Raw genomic sequence first — 16,049 nt, forward strand, 5'->3', positions numbered from 1 at the left:
CTTGATGTCGTGATCACGGCCGGCTGCCCGATTCGGGCTGCCGGCCGTGATCAAACACTCATGATCAACAAAGTACGGCTCGGGCGGAGCAGCAGGACGAGGACGAGGAGTTCGGGTGTCCGAACAACAACCGGTGTTGGAACTGACCGGTATTCACAAGCGGTTCGGAGCAGTGCAGGCACTGACCGACGTCAATCTCACGGTGCACGCCGGTGAGGTGGTCGGTCTGGTCGGCGACAACGGCGCCGGCAAGTCGACACTGATCAAGGTGATCGCAGGGGTTCACACCGCGGACACCGGCGAGATGCTGGTCCGCGGTCAATCGGTCAGCTTTGCCACCCCGCAGGCATCCCAGAAGGGCGGCATCGCCACCGTCTTCCAGGACCTGGCGTTGTGCGACAACCTGGACGTTGTCGCCAATCTCTTCCTCGGTCAGGAAGCGATGGTGGGCGGCCTCATGCTGGACGAGGTCGCCATGGAACGCCGCTCCTGGGAGTTGTTGCGAGCCTTGTCGGCCAAGATCCCGAGCGTGCGGATCCCGATCGCTGCACTGTCCGGCGGTCAGCGGCAGACCGTCGCGATCGCCCGCTCGCTGCTCGGACAGCCGGCATTGGTGATGTTGGACGAACCGACGGCGGCGTTGGGTGTTGCGCAGACGGCCGAGGTGCTGAACCTGATCGAACGCCTCCGCGAGCAGGGCCTCGGTGTGCTGCTGGTCAGCCACAACATGGCCGACGTGCAGGCGGTCTGTGACACCATCCACGTGCTCCGGCTGGGCCGCGACGGCGGCGACTTCCCCGGTGACACCAGCTCGGAGACCCTGGTCGCCGCGATCACCGGTGCGTCGGACAACGTGGTCAGCCAACGTGCAGCTCGGCGGCACGGGGCCGACGCCATCGACGATGTGCTTCCGGGCACCCCAGCAGGAGAGGAGTCCGGACGATGAGCACGCCAACCGCATCACCGATCGCGACCGACGAGCGAGTGCAGCGGCTGAACCCGGTCGCGGCGTTCGGGCGTCGGATGCGTGAAGGCCAGCTGGGCTTCATCCCGGTGATCTTCGCCCTGGTCGTGATCGTGATCGTCTTCCAGTCGATCAACCACAACTTCGTCTCGCCGTCCAACCTGGTCAATCTGTCCACCCAGGTCGCCTACGTCGGGATGCTGGCGTTGGCGATCAACTTCATCCTGCTGCTCGGTGAGATCGACCTGTCGTTGGCCCAGCTCGGAGGCCTGTCGGCATCGATCCTCGGCGTCCTGATGTTGCGACAGGGGGTCAATCCGCTGCTCGCCGTGGTGATCATGCTCGTCTTCGGCATCGTGGTCGGGCTGGTCCAGGGCTGGTTCTTCGCCGTGGTGGGGATCCCTGCCTTCGTCGTCACGCTGGCCGGTCTGCTGGCCTACACCGGTCTGACGCTGACCACCTTGGGGCAGCAGAAGAACCTGTCGATGTCGGACACCTTCGTTGCCGACTTCGCCAACTACTACTTCCCGGCGCCGATCGCCTACACCTTCGGGGTGATCGTGATCGGTGTCTACGTCGTAGCCCAGGTCGTCGGGCTGATCCGTCGCCGGCGCGCCGGACTGACCACCGGTTCGTACATCCCGATCATCGTCCGCAGCGTCATCCTGGCCGCGGTGCTGTTCGGGTTCCTGATCGCGGTCAACTACGACTTCGGTCTGGCACTGCCGTTCTTCGCGCTCGGAGTGGTGGCGATCGCCGCTGACCTGATGCTGCGCAAGACCCGATACGGACGGGCGATCTACGCCGTCGGCGGCAACGCCGAGGCCGCCCGCCGGTCCGGTATCCGGGTCACCGCCGTCCGGATCAGCGTCTTCATGATCGCCGGCCTGTTGGCCGCCTTCTTCGGCCTGATCAAGGCCGGCGTCACCACCAACGCCGGATCCACCCTGGTCGGCACTCAGGACCTGCTGAACGCGATCGCCGCTGCCGTCATCGGCGGTACCTCGCTGTTCGGTGGTCGTGGCTCGGCCTGGGCCCCGATCCTCGGTGCGCTGGTGGTCGGCTCGATCAACAACGGGCTGTATCTGATCGGCTTCAACTCCGACGCCCAGCAGATCATCACCGCCCTGGTGCTGCTCGCCGCCGTCGTGCTGGACGCGCTGTCCCGGCGTGGCCAGCGCAACGTGGGTCGCTGACGCCAGGCTCCTGTACGCAATCGCCACCATGGGCGGGATCGGGTCTCCAGATCGAGGCTCGGTCCCGCCCGTCGTGGTCTGCAGGCAGTTACCAGACCCGTCGGAACTGATCGACACCGCTCCCGCGTAGTTGTGCGGCGGGTCCGCCGACCGGCCGTTGATCGCGAGGACGCTGAAGCAGGAAGACTCCATTGAGAGCTCCGCGGCGTTCGGCCAGGCGTCTTGGTCCGCTGGACGGTCGATGCAGCGGCCGCCGCATCGAGGACATCACAGTCCTGCTCGGCCGGACGGGCATCGCACGACGCCTGACAGGGGACGGGGCTCGACATGACCTGGAGGTTGCAAACGCTGCCCGCCGGCTGATCGCCGGTCAACGAACTCGAAGCGGACGCACAGGAGTCGCCAAGTTCGGGCTTCGGTTGCGGAGAAAGTCAGGCGGCGTCAGGTTCGGGCGCGCTGGTCTGCCAGATGTGTTGGGCGAAACGGCCACGTCCGAGGTCGTAGCTGCCGGTCGCGTTGACCAGGAACACTCTGCCTTCCGGCGCCCGGAACACCAACGTTCCGGGCTCGGGTCGTCGCCGTTTCCACAGTCCGTGGGTGATCACATTGTGCTCCCGGCGCCCGTCGGGGGACAGGTTGCCCTCCCGGGTCTGGGCCGGGACGCCCTCGACGTAGGGGATGTTGTGGTCAAGATCAAGATGGCTGCCGACCGCCCCGGAGAAGGGGAACATGCTGCCGGGGTGTTTGAGGAACAGGCGTTCCCGCATCGCGCGCGGGATTTCGTAGGAGTCGACGGGTGTCAGGTCGACTGATAGGTCGATGACGGGTTTGAGGGTGATGTTGCAGTGGCCGAGCCAGTCGGCGACCAGGCTGCTGATCATGGGGCCGATGTCCTCGACCCGGGTCACCCCGAGTCCGGTGTCCAGGGTTTCTTTGGCGATGTGGACGTAGAGGGTGGCGTTGGGTCGGAACGTGGCGGGGTCGATCTTGCCGATCGCGCGGATCGCGAGCTCGGCCAGCCTGCGGTCTTGACCAACACGGGGGAAGCGGCCGGTTGCGCCGTCGTCCAGGGGATCCGGTGGCGGTTCGTCCTCGGAGTCGTGATCATCGGGTTGCGGCTCACGCGCCCTGTCGTGATCATGCGGCTGTTGGCCCGGTGCGGGCGTCGCGGTCTCGGCGGGCTGGTCCTGGTCGACATCCTCGCCGAGCGCCGATGATGCGGACGCGTGCGGCCCGGCCGTCCACGTGTCGGCGTCGTTCGTCGGTTTCGGGAAGAGAGAGTCGTCGGGGTCGGGGTCGGGGTCGGGGTCGAAGAGGGTGGGTTCGGTGTCTTCGGCGATCATCCGGACCGCGTCGAGGGGGTTGGCCAGGACGTCGATGGCGGCGGCCATCCGTTCGTTCTTGGCGCCGGTGTGGCCGCGGCGGGCCAGGATGTCGGCGATCCGGCTGACCTGGGCGTAGAACCGGATCCCCGCTGGTGAGTCGGTGAGGATGTAGATGCCCTTGATGCCGTGTTCGTTGCTCTGATTGATGAAGACGCCGACCTCCTTGCCGGCTTCCTCGGCGAGCTTCTTCACGTTCTCGGCGTCGACCCGGATGATCGTGGCCTCGAGTTGCGCGAGCAGCTTGTTCCAGGACCAGCGGCCGACCATCGACGCGATCGACCGATCCACCTCCAACGCCTGCTCCAAGGTCAGATGCCGAGTTTGGCGGGCGATGGTCTGACAGTCCAGAGCGTCGACCTCATTCCTACAGAGCCGCCGCCACAGGCAGGGCAGACGGTGGCGAAGATCGAGCGCGTCGGCGATGATCCGCTCGGCAGAGCCGGTGGACTTGTGCAGGGTGGCGGCGAGATCGGTGACGCAGAATCGGCTGAGTTCGGGGGTGCCGTCGCCGCCGGGTCGGATCGGGCGGTCGCCGCCGGGGATCGCCAGCTGGTAGGCGGCGATGCTGTCGGCGGGGAAGCGGTCGGCCCAGGTTGCTGCCACGCAGAGCCTGGCGTTGGTGGTGGCGCGGACGAGCCAGTCGATGGCGCGACGTGGTGCAGGAGTTGGTCGGTGGCCAGGCAGGACGGATCGATGCCCGCCGTCGTCTGGGCTGTGTGCATCAGCCCGCTGCCGTCGATCATGTATTCACACTAAGGCCAGGGTCTGACAGTTCTTGGGCTGCGGATTCCTCAGCCAGTAACGGAATCTGGCGAATCGAGAGTCACCGACCCTTCGACAGGCTCAGGGTCCTTCGCTCTGGTGAGCAGACGCCCGCATGCCGCGACGATGGTGTCCGCGCCGGCGGCATCGAACAGGCTGCTGAACGCCTCGTACTGTTGCTGACCGACCGCCTCGGCATCCACCAGGCCGAGCCGCCGAGACGCTGCTGGAGCCGACTCTGGAACGCGATCCGTCGTTGGCCGGCGACATCTACGCCCTGGCGGCACCGCGGGACACCGACTGCTTCCTGATCGCCTCCAACTCCGGCATCAACGGCTCGGTGGTGGAGATGGCCAGGATCGTTCGTGATCATGGTCATCGGCTGATCGCGATCACCTCCCTGGGCCACAGCCGTCAGGTCGCCTCCCGACACCCCTCGGGCGCGAAGCTGTACGAACTCGCCGACGTGGTGATCGACACCGGCACACCGCTCGGCGACGCCGGGCTGCCGATCGGTGACGCGATCGTCGTCGGCGCCACCTCGTCACTGGTCGGCGTCACCGCGGTCCAGATGATCACCGAAGGCGTCTGCAGGCGGCTGCTCGACCGGGGCCGTACCCCACCGGTCTACCGATCGATGAACGTCCCCGGCAGCGACCAGGCCAACGCCGCCCTGGAAGCCCACTACCGCGGCCGGGTCCGACCGATCGAGCCCTAGTCACCGATCCGGCCGGACTCAGTCGCCGACCTGTTCGACACGGCCGCCGGTGATCGCGATCAGCTCGTCGTAGGTCATCGCGAACAGGGTGTGCGGGGTGCCGCCGGCGGCCCAGAGTTGCGGGTAGTCGGCCAGGGCGATGTCGATCACGGTCGGCAACGGGGCCGGATGGCCGACCGGGGCGACGCCGCCGATCACCTGACCGGTCGCCGCCCGGACCTCCTCGGCCCGGGCCCGGTCGATGGCGCCGTGGCCGAGGGTGGCCGCCAGCGCCGTGGTGTCGACCCGGTGCCGACCGCTGGTCATCACCAGCAGCGGGTTGCGGTTGCCGTCGGCATCGACGCTGACGAAAACCAGGCTGTTGGCGATCGCTCCGACCTCACAGTCCAGCGCCGCGGCAGCCTCGGCGGCGGTCCGGGCCGAGGACGGCAGGGTGATGATCTCGGCGTCCAAGTCGGCCGCCGCCAGAGCCTGCTGGACGGTACGGCTACGTTCGGGCAGCTCCTCGATGGTGCTCATCAGGCTCAGAGCTGCCGGTGTTCGGCGGTCAGCTGCAGGTATTCCTGAGCGTTGGCGATCACCTTGTCCACCTCGGCGTCGGACAGCTCGCGGCGGACCTTTCCTGGCACCCCGGCGACCAGCGATCGGGGCGGGATCACCGTGCCTTCCAGCACGACCGTGCCGGCAGCGACCAGCGAACCGGTGCCGATCTGGGCGCCGTTCAGGATGGTTGCCCCCATCCCGATCAACACGTTGTCGGCGATCGTGCAGCCGTGCACCACCGCCAGGTGGCCGACACTGACGCCGGCGCCGATCAGGCTCGGGTGCCCGGTGTCGGTGTGCACCACGACGTTGTCCTGGAGATTGCTGCCCACACCGAGCCTGACCTCGGCCATGTCGGCCCGGATGACCGCACCGTAGTAGACCGACGATTCCGCCTCCAGGGTGGCGGCACCGATCACGGTGGCGTTCGGCGCGACCCAGGCCTGCGGGTCGATGGTCGGTGCCGTGCCGGCGTACGGCAGGATCAGTGCCGAACCGGCGGCTGAGCGGGATCTCGCATCGTTGGTCGCCATGGCGCCCCATCCTGTCACGCCGCCGGTCGCGTCGATCGTCGGCTGTCGGGCCGGTTGAAAAGTCATCCTGGAGGACGACAGATTGTGTCACCGGCGCCCATTACGCTTGCCGCCATGACCGCCCTGGACCCCTCGACCCCGCCTGAGGCATCCGGTCCGCCTGGGACGTTCGGGCGGACTCGGAGGGTGCCGATGTGGGTCCTGACCGCGGCGTTCGTGGTGTGTTCGATCCTCGATCTGGTCGCTGAGGCGCTGGGGCTGGACGGCGCCGCCTTCTTCCTCCGGTTGCTGGCGATGCCGCTGTTGATCGGTGTGCTGCTGGCCGCCCGACCGGCACTCAGCCGCACGGTCGTGCTGGTTCTCGGTGCGCTGGTGCTGTCCTGGCTCGGTGACACCGCGGGCGGCGCCAGCAACCTGGCCAAGATCGTGCTGTTCCTGGTCGCCCAGTTCTTCTTCATCGCCGCCTTCTGGCCGCACCGGCGACACAGTCTGCTGAGACGTCGGTGGGCGGTGCTGGTCTATGTGGCGTTGGCCGGTGTGATCGCCGTCGCGCTGATCAGCAAGGCCGGCGACCTGGCGGTGCCGATCGCGATCTACGGTCTGAGCCTGGTCACGATGGCCATCCTGGCCACCGGCATCAGCCGGCGTGCCGGTGTCGGCGGGCTGCTGTTCGTGATCAGCGACTCGCTGCTCGGGCTCAGTTGGTTCTACCACCCGGTGTCGGACAACATCCTCGACTTCCTGATCATGCTCACCTACCTGACTGCGCAGGGGCTGCTGGTCTGGGGTGTGATCCGCGCCGATCAGCGGAGACGGTCACTGGGATAGACCGGGCGGGGATCGCTACGATGCGGCGCAATGTCGGCGTCGGATCGGAGTAGTGGATGTCCTTCAACGGCCTCGGGCCCTGGAAGCTGAAGGGCGACGGCAAGAACGTCGGTGCCGATCAGATCGTCGGCCCCGGCGAGCGGCTCAGTTGGCCTCGTACGATCGGGATCGGCGCCCAGCATGTCGTCGCGATGTTCGGTGCCACCTTCCTGGTACCGCTGCTGACCGGCTTCCCGCCCAGCACCACCCTCTTCTTCTCCGGGATCGGGACGATCCTGTTCCTGCTGATCACCGGCAACCGGCTGCCCAGCTATCTGGGATCCTCGTTCGCCTTCATCGCCCCGATCACGGCGCTGACGGCATCCCACGGTCGTTCCGGTGTGCTGGTCGGCATCATCGCCGTCGGACTGCTGCTGGCACTGATCGGCGTCGTCGTCCAACTGACCGGCACCCGGTGGCTGCAGGTGCTGATGCCGCCGGTTGTGGCCGGTGCGATCGTCGCCCTGATCGGCCTCAACCTCGCGTCGGCGGCCAAGGACAACTTCGTCAAGCAGCCGGTGATCGCGGTGATCACCCTGGCCGCCGTGGTGCTCTGCGCCGTCCTGTTCCGCGGTCTGCTCGGCCGGTTGTCGATCTTCATCGGCGTGCTCATCGGCTACATCGCCGCGTTGATCGCCCGAGCGGTCGACTTCCAGGCGGTCCGGGATGCGCCGTGGATCGGGTTGCCCGACTTCACCGCGCCGACCAATCCGTTCACCCATCCGCAGCTGTGGGGGATCCTGCCGGCCTTCCTGCCGCTGGTGCTTGCGCTGGTCGCCGAAAACGTCGGGCACGTCCGCGGTGTCGCCCAGTTGACCGATCCGAGCGTCAACAAGCTGACCGGTCGAGCGCTGATCGCCGACGGTGTGGCAACCGTGATCGCCGGGTCCGGCGGTGGCTCCGGCACCACCACCTACGGGGAGAACATCGGGGTGATGGCGGCCACCCGGGTCTACTCCACGGCTGCCTACTGGGTGGCCGCGATCGTGGCGATCGCGCTCGGACTGTCACCCAAGATCGGCGCCGCGATCAACACCATCCCGGCCGGTGTGCTCGGCGGTGTCACCACAGCGCTGTACGGGCTGATCGGCATCATCGGGGTGAAGATCTGGCTGGACAACAAGGTCGACTTCTCCAAGCCGCAGAATCAGTTCACCGCGGCTATCGCGCTGATCATCGGGATCTCCGACCTGACCTTCCACGCCGGTCAGATCACCCTGGGCGGAATCGCCGTCGGCAGCATTGCCGCGATCGTGGTCTACCACCTGATGAGCCTGGTGGCCCACTGGCGCGGCACATCCAGCGGACCCGCGACCCCGTGACCCGTCAGTTTCTCCCCGACACGCCCGGCGTGTCGGGGAGAAACTGACGGGTCAGCGGGTTGGGCGGGCGGCGCGGCCGTGCAGCCAGCGGGCGGCGATCACGCCGCCGATGGCACCGCCGAGGTGAGCCTGCCAGGAGACACCCGCCTCGGTCGGCAGCACACCCCAGATCATCCCGCCGTAGAGCAGCAGTACCGCGACACCGATGATGATCTGGATCGGGCGACGGTCGAACGCGCCGCGCGCGATCAGGTAGGTCAGCCAGCCCATGATCAGGCCGCTGGCGCCGAGCACGATGGTGTTGGCCGGTGTCAGCAGCCAGGCGGTCAGACCGGACACCACCACACTGATCAGGGTCGAGCCGAGCCAGCGGGCGAAGCCACCCAGGGCGATGATGAAACCGAAGACCGCGAACGGCACCGAGTTGCCGATCAGGTGATCGAAACCGGCGTGCAGCAGCGGGGCGGAGAAGATCTCCGGCAGACCGTCCAGCTCTCGGGCATGGATCCCGTACTGGTCGAGCCAGCCGCCGGTGGACTGGTCGAACAACTCCAGCACCCACATCAGCGCCAGCAGGCCGCCGATCAGCAACGCCGCCGACAGCGGCCCCATCCGCCGGCTCGACGGAGTGCTCGGAGCACGGTACGGGCCGGTTGCGGCAGGAGGTGAGGTCCAGCTCATGCCCTCCGAGAATACGCAGCCGTGCCAAGGGGCCGCTTCGGCAGCTGCACTACGCTCGCGGTCATGACGTCGGTAGATGTGCATCCCGATCCGGTGCCGGTTGCCGAGGCGAGCACCGCCGACGGCACGCGTTACTGGCAATGGGGCGACCCGGATGCCGCCACCACCATCGTTGCCGTGCACGGATTCCGCGGTGACCATCACGGGCTGCTGCCGATCGTCGCGCGGCTCGGACATCATCGGGTGCTGACGCCCGATCTGCCGGGTTTCGGCGCCAGCCCACCCTTTGACGATCGCCGACACGACATCGCCGGTTACGCCGGTTGGCTGGACCGCTTCTGTGCCGAGGTCCGCCCGCCCGGGGCAACCGGCCGGCTGGTGCTGCTGGGACACTCGTTCGGCTCGGTGATCAGCTCCGCAGCGGTCGCCGACGGGCTGTCGGTCGACCGACTGGTGTTGATCAATCCGATCGCCGCTCCGGCGCTGGAAGGTCCGCGCGGCTTCCTGTCCCGGTTGGCGGTCGGCTACTACCGCGTCGGCCGGGCGCTGCCGGAACCGATCGGCGGGCCGCTGCTCAGCAGCCGACTGATCGTCCGCGGACTCAGCGAGGTGATGGCGACCACCGACGATCCGGATCTGCGCAGCTGGATCCATGATCAACATCACCGGTATTTCTCCGGGTACGCCGACCGCCGGGTGGTGGTCGAGGCGTTCGAAGCATCGGTATCCCACCACATCGGCGAGTACACCGACCGGTTGCTGGTCCCGACCCTGCTGATCGGGGGAGACCGCGACGACATCGTGCCGATCGCGGCGCAACAGCGGCTGGCTCGTCGACTCGCCGATGCACGGCTGGTGATCTTGGGTCCGGTCGGTCACCTGATCCACTACGAGCAGCCCGCCGCCGCAGCCGGCTGGATCGACGAATTCCTGCTGCAGAAGGCCTGAGCCTCGATCCACCCGTCTGGTGCCGCTCGCTACGCGGCACATCGGTGGATCCAGGCTGAACACTCCAAGGCTGAGCGACACCTGAACGTCGGCTGCGAATGTCGTGAACCGGCCGACGTCAGACCTGAGGACTACGCGTGCTGTTGGGCGATCCACCCAGGGTCTGCTCTGGTTAACCCTACAGTGGAGAAGGTGGTCTCCCTGATGGATCGGCAGCTCCGCTCATGACACGGTTATGACGTGAACAGGAGCAGCGCGATCGCGATCGACCTCCGGGCCACCGAGCCCGGTCCGATGGGTGGCCGCGCACGCGCCGTGTTCATCGAAGGTTCCGACGACAGTCACCCGGCCGACGCCGGTCGTCACGCGGGGCACCGATGATCGGTGAAGGCATGTGGACCGTCATTGCGATCGCGCTTGCCGTGATCGACTCGATCTGTTTCGCCGCAGCGGCCGTCTATCAGCAGCGGGCCGTCCGGCGCACCGTATCCGACGGTTTCTCCGGCAGCAACGGCACCGACGATCTCAGCGACCTGCATCCGCGGCACCACCGGCTCAGTCTGCGCGGCCTGCTGGCACTGCCCAAACAACCCGGATGGCTCGGCGGCGTAGGGCTGATGCTGCTCGGCAGTTGCCTGCATGCGGTGGCGCTGGTGATCGCGCCGGTCTCGGTGATCCAGCCGATCGGCATCCTCGGCGTACCGATCGCGGTGCTGCTCGCCGCCAAACTCGCCGGGCAGCGGCCGTCCAAGGCGACCGCAGTGCCGATCCTGCTCTGCGTGGTCAGCGTCGGCGCCTTCGTCGCGGTCGCAGCCAAGCAGGTGTCGACCGCCGACGACGTCCCGATCGGGGCCCTGTTGATCGCCGAGGCCGTGCTGCTCGCGGTGATCGGAATCGCCTTCGGGATCACCCGACGGATCGAGGGCTGGCGGCGTTGCCTGATCAGTGCGATTGCGGGTGCTCTCGGGGTCGGCATGGTGGCTGCCCTGATGCGGGCGATCGCCCAGAACGTGCAGGCTGGTGCCAACGGAGTTGATCTTGGTCGGCTCGTTGATCCGGTCACCCTCGCGATGGTCGGACTGCTGATCCTGAACGCCGTCGTCGGCGGCGCCATGGTGCAGCAGGCCTACGCCAGTGGGCCCGCCGAGGTGGTGCTCGCCAGTCTGACGGTGGTCGATCCGATGATCGCCGTCCTGATCGGTCTGGTGCTGTTGGGCGAGGGAGCCGCACTGCCCGGGCCGGCCATGATCGGCATGATCATCTGCGCCGCGGCCTCGGTCGCCGGAGTGATCGTGCTGGCGCGGACCCATCCGGAGGTGGCAGCTCGCCGGGCCGGCCGGGACGTCGCACCGGCGCTGACCGGGACGGCGACGACGAGCGACAGCTCCTACGACAGACCAATGAACTCTTCAACGATGCGGCCTGACCACAGCGGACGGGTCGAGACTCTGGTGAAAGGACGACCATGAAGATCGTGATCGGGGCCGACAGTTATGCGCCGGACATCAATGGCGCCGCCCGGTTCGCCGGCCGGCTGGCTCGGGGCTTGGCCGCCCGCGGACACGAGGTGCATGTCGTGTCCGCGTCGACCGAGGGACCGGAGCAACTCGAGCACGACGGTGCGGTCACCATCCATCGGATGCGGTCGATCCGTTATCGCTGGCACGCGACGATGCGGGTCTGCCTGCCGTGGCTGGCCGGCCCCGACGCCAGGGATCTGCTGGAGCAGTTGCAGCCCGATGTCGTCCACGTCCAGTCACACATGGTGGTCGGCCGCGCCGTCGCCAACGCCGCGGATCGACTGGGGATCCCGCTGGTGGCCACCAACCACTTCGTCCCGGAGAACGTCTTCGGTTACGTCCCGTTCCTGCCGCGCCGGTTCCACGGTCCGGCGGGACGCATGGCCTGGCGTGATCTTGCCCGGGTCTTCGGTCAAGCCGACGTGATCACCGCGCCGACCCCGTTGGCGGTGTCGCTGTTGACCGAGGCGACCGGATTGTCCGGAGAGGCCGTCTCCAACGGAATCGACGTCCAGCGCTACCAGGAAGCCGCCCGGCAGGCCGAACTGAACGCCGACCCGCAGGCCGGTCCGGTGATCTTGTTCGTCGGCCGGCTCGACCAGGAGAAGCGGGTCGACGAACTGATCGCGGCCTTCGCCCGGATCCCGGCCGAGACAGGTGCCCGACTGGAGATCGTCGGGGGCGGCGATCAGTTCGACGCCCTGGTTGGTTTTGCTGCCGAGCTGGGGGTCGACGATCGCGTGTCGTTCCTCGGTCAGGTCAGTGACGAGGAACTGCTGGCCGCGTACGGGCGGGCGTCGATCTTCTGCATGCCGGGCGTGGCCGAGTTGCAGAGCCTGGTCACGCTGGAGGCCATGTCGGCCGGCAAGCCGGTCGTCGCGGCGAATGCAATGGCCCTGCCGCATCTGGTGCAGTCCGGCCACAATGGCTGGTTGTATACCCCCGGTGACATCGGTGAGCTCGCCCTCCGGCTGTCCACCCTGGTGGCCGACCCGCGGCTGCGGGAGCGGATGGGGCAGCACAGCCGGACGATGGTCAGCCATCACGACTTCGAGGCGACGCTGGACACCTTCACCGAGATCTACGCCTCGGCCGGCGCGGCCGTCCGTGGCCAGCTCCGTTCGGTGGCCTGAGATGATCAGCTACGAGATCGGGTCGGCATGAGACTCCTCGTCGATTGCCGTTACGTCCGGATCGGACGACATGACGGGATCAGCCGCTTCACCGCCGGGCTGGTCGGTGCCCTGAGCAAGATCAACTGCACCCCGGCCGGTGCGCCGCTCGAGGTCGAGCTGTTGATCAGTGATCGTCGTCAACTGGATCAGTTGCCGACCGGGCTGCGGTGGCATCTTGCCAACGACCCGACCAGCCCGCTGGAACCGCTGGTCGGCCTGCGGGTGCGACGGATCCGACCGGATGTGATGTTCAGCCCGATGCAGACGGTCGGTTCGATCGGGCGGGACTATCGACTGCTGCTCACCCTGCATGACCTGATCTACTACCGGCAGCGGACACCACCGCCGGAGTTCGCCGCCCCGATCAGACTGCTCTGGCGGCTGTTCCACCTGGCCTGGTGGCCGCAACGGTTGTTGCTCAACCGGGCCGATCGGGTGATCACGGTTTCGCACACCACGGAGCGCTCGATCCAACGGCACCGGTTGACTCGGCGACCGGTGACGGTGGTCTCTAACGCCGCCGATCCGGCACCCGATGGCGGCCGGCTGCCGGCGACCAGATCCCTTGTCTACATGGGATCCTTCATGCCCTACAAGGGGGTGGAGGTGCTGGTCCGGGCGGCGGAGATGTTGCCCGGGCACACGCTGCATCTGATGAGCAAGATCAGTTCGGAGCAGCGGGAACGGCTGACCGCGCTGGCACCGCACGCCCGGCTGGTCTTCCACAACGGCGCCGACGACGACACCTACCGCCGGGTGCTCCGCGGAGCGACGGCGCTGGTGTCGGCCTCCCGGGACGAGGGCTTCGGCATTCCCCTGGTGGAAGCGATGTCGGTCGGCACGCCGGTGGTGGTCACCGACATCCCGGTGTTCCGTGAGGTGGCCGGAGCAGCCGGGCAGTACGTGCCGATCGGCGACGCCGCCGGATTCGCGCGGGCGATCCGCGAACTGGACGACCCGGGGGAGTGGGAGACTCGCTCGGCCGCCGCTCGACGGCAGGCAGTGACCTTCAGCTGGGAGGGCTCGGCGCGAGCGTTGCTGGAAGCCGTGGATGCGGTGGCCGGCACGCCCTCGCTGCCCGACAACGTGACACCCCTGCGCGCCGTCTCCTGACATCGCTCCGCGGATTCGCGATCTGATCGACGTTGGTTCGGTGCACACTCGCAACGTCCGATTGCCGTCGATGCCGTCGCGGCAGCCGCTTTCTACGGGTGTCGGACTGTTGGACAGGCGTCTGCTCGGCGGCGAACATCTCCAAGGTCATCTGCGTGATGATCATCCCTCATCCGGTTGGTCAGATCGTTGCTTCGCGGTGAAGGTCAGGTGGGTGACGCCACTCGGCGTCGAGGTCGCCTCGATGTCGTATCTCTCTTCGAGGGCTTCCAAGCCGTCCCACACCCGGACACCGCGGCCGAGCACGATCGGAACCTGAACCAGGTGCATATGGTCGACCAAGCCGGCGGCGACAAAGTCCCGTACGACGGTTGCGCCGCCGCCGATCCGCACGTCCCGCCCGTTGGCGGCCGCACGTGCCTGGCCGAGCACCTCACTCGGCGTGGCGTCGAGAAAGTGGTACGTGGTGCCGCCCTCCATCTCGACGGACGGCCGCGGCCGGTGGGTGAGCACGAACGTCGGCGTGTGGAACGGCGGGTTCGGTCCCCACCAGCCCTTCCAGTCCGGGTCGTCCTGCCAACCGGGGGGACCGAACTTGTTGGCGCCCATGATCTCGGCGCCGATGCCATGGTCGTTCCGCGCCGCGAACGCGTGATCGGCGCCCTCGGAACCGCCGGCCCCGTGCCAGGACCGAGTGGCGAACATCCATCCATGGAGACGTTCGCCGGCGTGACCGAACGGGGCCTCGAGGGTCTGGGGTTCGCCGGTGGCGAAGCCGTCCAACGAGATCGACAGATTGTGGATGCGTACCTCGGACATCAGCATGATCCTCTCGATGTGGTGCCGTCGGATATCAGCATGTCATCTGACCAGGCGGTCGACGCCGCCGATCGACGCCAGATCCTTGCCGAGGCAGGTCCGGTCCAGGCGGTCGGGATCGAGGTCCGGTTCAGCGGCGCGGAGGGACCGGCAGCGGAAGGCGTCGTGCGGGTCGAGCTCCCGGAGGACGGGAGGATCTGCTGTACCTGGGGCATGAGCATCAGCGATGAGTTTCTGATCGAGCGGATCGGCGTCTGTTCGTCGGAGAAGCGTCGGGAGCTCGACCTGGCCATGGAGTTGGCTGCCGCCTGACATTCGGACACATCGGTGTGCGGTCGAGGATCCCTTGTGCGACACACGTCGGCGGTTCTGAAGTCTGGCAGTATCGGGCAGATGGAGGCCGCGCCAGGGGAGTCAGGCCAGGATCTCCTGACTGTTTGGCGAAGCGATCCCTGGCGAACGGAAGCGGAGCAGTGGATTCGGTCCCGGCTCAGCCGGGCTGGGATCGCCGCGATCGGACCGGCGGAGCAGGTGCGACTCAAGCCGTGGTCCACGCATCTGGTCGTGCCGACGGATCAGGGCCGCTTCTGGTTGAAGGAGAACTGTCCGGCGCTGCGGTTCGAGGTCGGCCTCGTTGCGACGTTGTGCCAGCTGGTGCCGGGGCAGGTGCTGGAACCGCTGGCAATTGATCTTGATCACGGGCGAATGCTGACCCCTGACGGTGGCGCGACACTGGACGAATCACGGGCATCCACCGACGCATTCGGACGCACCCTCGCGGGGTTCGGCTGCGTACAACGAGCTGTGGCCGATCACCGTGCCGAAGTGATCGCAACAGGTCTGCCGGTAGTACCGGCAGCCCGGGCATGCGAACGCTTCGAGCAACAACTGCGGTATCTCCGGCGACTACCGGTGGGGCATCCGCTCCGTCTGGACAACGACGTGATCACCCGCGCGGCCAAGCTTCGCACCATTGTGGGCAATGCGACCAGTCAGCTCGCGATGATCCCGCTACCGGACACCGTGCAGCACAACGACCTCCAACCGAGCAACGCGTTCGTACCCCGCGAGGGTGGCCCGCGGTTCTTCGACTTCGCCGACGCGGTCTGGAGTCATCCGTTCTGTGTTCTCAACGTGGCGCGTTACCGAGCTGCCAGCGCATGGAACTGCTCGATCGACGACCACCGCATCAACTACCTGGTCGACAGCTACCTCGACGGATGGACAGCGACGGCACCGATTCACGACCTGCGCCGCCTGGTTGAGCCGGCGATGACCGTCGCCCAGCTGCACCGGTACAACTCATGGCACCAGCTGATTCCGTACATGCCGTACAGCGAGCTGCAACGGCATGCTGGCTACGCCGAAGCGTTGATATCGACAGACCATGCCCGATAGGCCGGGCAGTCTGAAGGACCAGGGGGCTCCGGACTGTGGACGCGTTCGGCATCGTCATCGATCTGCCCGGGCAGCGCGCCCCGGTGTACGGCTGACCGGTCCAAC

At 67.3% G+C, this 16,049-nt stretch carries 18 protein-coding genes; 12 read left to right on the forward strand and 6 right to left on the reverse strand.

Annotated features, from left to right (window positions below; genetic code table 11):
* The first annotated feature begins 115 nt into the window (after positions 1–115).
* Positions 116–946: an ATP-binding cassette domain-containing protein gene (locus tag BLU38_RS22730; protein ID WP_091527649.1), complete on the forward strand. Its 831-nt coding sequence runs from the start codon at positions 116–118 to the stop codon at positions 944–946.
* Positions 943–2,160, forward strand: coding sequence for a sugar ABC transporter permease (locus tag BLU38_RS22735; RefSeq protein WP_091527650.1), 1,218 nt, complete (start codon positions 943–945; stop codon positions 2,158–2,160). Before BLU38_RS22730 ends, BLU38_RS22735 begins: the two co-directional genes overlap by 4 nt.
* Positions 2,161–2,591: 431 nt before the next feature.
* Here the strand turns inward: BLU38_RS22735 and BLU38_RS22740 are convergent, their stop codons facing one another.
* Positions 2,592–4,148 carry a hypothetical protein gene (locus BLU38_RS22740; protein WP_091527651.1) on the reverse strand — a complete coding sequence of 519 codons (1,557 nt, stop codon included), beginning with the start codon at positions 4,146–4,148 and terminating at the stop codon, positions 2,592–2,594.
* A 188-nt stretch (positions 4,149–4,336) separates the two neighbouring features.
* Entirely contained in the window at positions 4,337–4,510 is a 174-nt protein-coding gene (locus tag BLU38_RS31000; RefSeq protein WP_157683624.1) for a hypothetical protein, read from the reverse strand.
* Between the two features lie 23 nt (positions 4,511–4,533).
* Here BLU38_RS31000 and BLU38_RS22745 point away from each other — a divergent pair, with 23 nt between their 5' ends.
* Positions 4,534–5,025, forward strand: a complete 492-nt coding sequence (locus BLU38_RS22745) for a sugar isomerase domain-containing protein (protein ID WP_269458196.1) — start codon at positions 4,534–4,536, stop codon at positions 5,023–5,025.
* An 18-nt stretch (positions 5,026–5,043) separates the two neighbouring features.
* Here the strand turns inward: BLU38_RS22745 and BLU38_RS22750 are convergent, their stop codons facing one another.
* Both BLU38_RS22750 and BLU38_RS22755 read right to left on the reverse strand, forming a co-directional pair.
* On the reverse strand, positions 5,044–5,544 hold the full coding sequence (locus tag BLU38_RS22750) for a YbaK/EbsC family protein (RefSeq protein ID WP_091527654.1): 501 nt from the start codon (positions 5,542–5,544) through the stop codon (positions 5,044–5,046).
* Between the two features lie 5 nt (positions 5,545–5,549).
* Complete coding sequence (locus tag BLU38_RS22755; RefSeq protein WP_091527656.1) at positions 5,550–6,101, reverse strand: gamma carbonic anhydrase family protein; 552 nt, start codon at positions 6,099–6,101, stop codon at positions 5,550–5,552.
* A gap of 192 nt (positions 6,102–6,293) precedes the next feature.
* On the opposite strand from BLU38_RS22755, the gene BLU38_RS22760 reads away from it, so the two are divergent.
* A complete protein-coding gene (locus BLU38_RS22760) occupies positions 6,294–6,929 on the forward strand; it encodes a lysoplasmalogenase family protein (RefSeq protein WP_157683626.1) in 636 nt (211 codons plus the stop codon).
* Between the two features lie 56 nt (positions 6,930–6,985).
* Complete coding sequence (locus tag BLU38_RS22765) at positions 6,986–8,290, forward strand: uracil-xanthine permease family protein (protein ID WP_091527661.1); 1,305 nt, start codon at positions 6,986–6,988, stop codon at positions 8,288–8,290.
* Between the two features lie 51 nt (positions 8,291–8,341).
* Here the strand turns inward: BLU38_RS22765 and BLU38_RS22770 are convergent, their stop codons facing one another.
* Positions 8,342–8,971, reverse strand: coding sequence for a rhomboid family intramembrane serine protease (locus tag BLU38_RS22770; protein ID WP_091527664.1), 630 nt, complete (start codon positions 8,969–8,971; stop codon positions 8,342–8,344).
* Between the two features lie 63 nt (positions 8,972–9,034).
* On the opposite strand from BLU38_RS22770, the gene BLU38_RS22775 reads away from it, so the two are divergent.
* From BLU38_RS22775 to BLU38_RS22790, 5 genes are all read left to right on the forward strand, one after another.
* Complete coding sequence (locus BLU38_RS22775; RefSeq protein WP_091527667.1) at positions 9,035–9,919, forward strand: alpha/beta fold hydrolase; 885 nt, start codon at positions 9,035–9,037, stop codon at positions 9,917–9,919.
* 240 nt (positions 9,920–10,159) lie between these two features.
* Positions 10,160–10,300 (forward strand): hypothetical protein, encoded by a 141-nt coding sequence (locus BLU38_RS31005; protein WP_157683627.1) that lies wholly within the window; start codon positions 10,160–10,162, stop codon positions 10,298–10,300.
* Between the two features lie 11 nt (positions 10,301–10,311).
* Positions 10,312–11,388 (forward strand): DMT family protein, encoded by a 1,077-nt coding sequence (locus tag BLU38_RS22780; RefSeq protein ID WP_157683628.1) that lies wholly within the window; start codon positions 10,312–10,314, stop codon positions 11,386–11,388.
* Entirely contained in the window at positions 11,385–12,572 is a 1,188-nt protein-coding gene (locus tag BLU38_RS22785; protein WP_091527672.1) for a glycosyltransferase, read from the forward strand. The genes BLU38_RS22780 and BLU38_RS22785 overlap by 4 nt, the downstream gene beginning before the upstream one ends.
* Before the next feature lie 27 nt (positions 12,573–12,599).
* On the forward strand, positions 12,600–13,727 hold the full coding sequence (locus tag BLU38_RS22790; RefSeq protein WP_091527675.1) for a glycosyltransferase family 4 protein: 1,128 nt from the start codon (positions 12,600–12,602) through the stop codon (positions 13,725–13,727).
* 162 nt (positions 13,728–13,889) lie between these two features.
* Here BLU38_RS22790 and BLU38_RS22795 read toward each other — a convergent pair whose 3' ends face one another.
* Positions 13,890–14,546 (reverse strand): dihydrofolate reductase family protein, encoded by a 657-nt coding sequence (locus tag BLU38_RS22795; RefSeq protein WP_091527678.1) that lies wholly within the window; start codon positions 14,544–14,546, stop codon positions 13,890–13,892.
* A 39-nt stretch (positions 14,547–14,585) separates the two neighbouring features.
* Here BLU38_RS22795 and BLU38_RS22800 point away from each other — a divergent pair, with 39 nt between their 5' ends.
* Positions 14,586–14,858, forward strand: a complete 273-nt coding sequence (locus tag BLU38_RS22800) for a type II toxin-antitoxin system PemK/MazF family toxin (RefSeq protein ID WP_157683629.1) — start codon at positions 14,586–14,588, stop codon at positions 14,856–14,858.
* 252 nt (positions 14,859–15,110) lie between these two features.
* The gene (locus BLU38_RS22805; protein WP_157683630.1) at positions 15,111–15,944 is read left to right on the forward strand and encodes a phosphotransferase; all 834 of its coding nucleotides are present in this window, start codon (positions 15,111–15,113) and stop codon (positions 15,942–15,944) included.
* The last annotated feature ends 105 nt before the right edge of the window (positions 15,945–16,049 follow it).

It is taken from the genome of Microlunatus soli (assembly GCF_900105385.1).
Lineage (GTDB): Bacteria > Actinomycetota > Actinomycetes > Propionibacteriales > Propionibacteriaceae > Microlunatus > Microlunatus soli.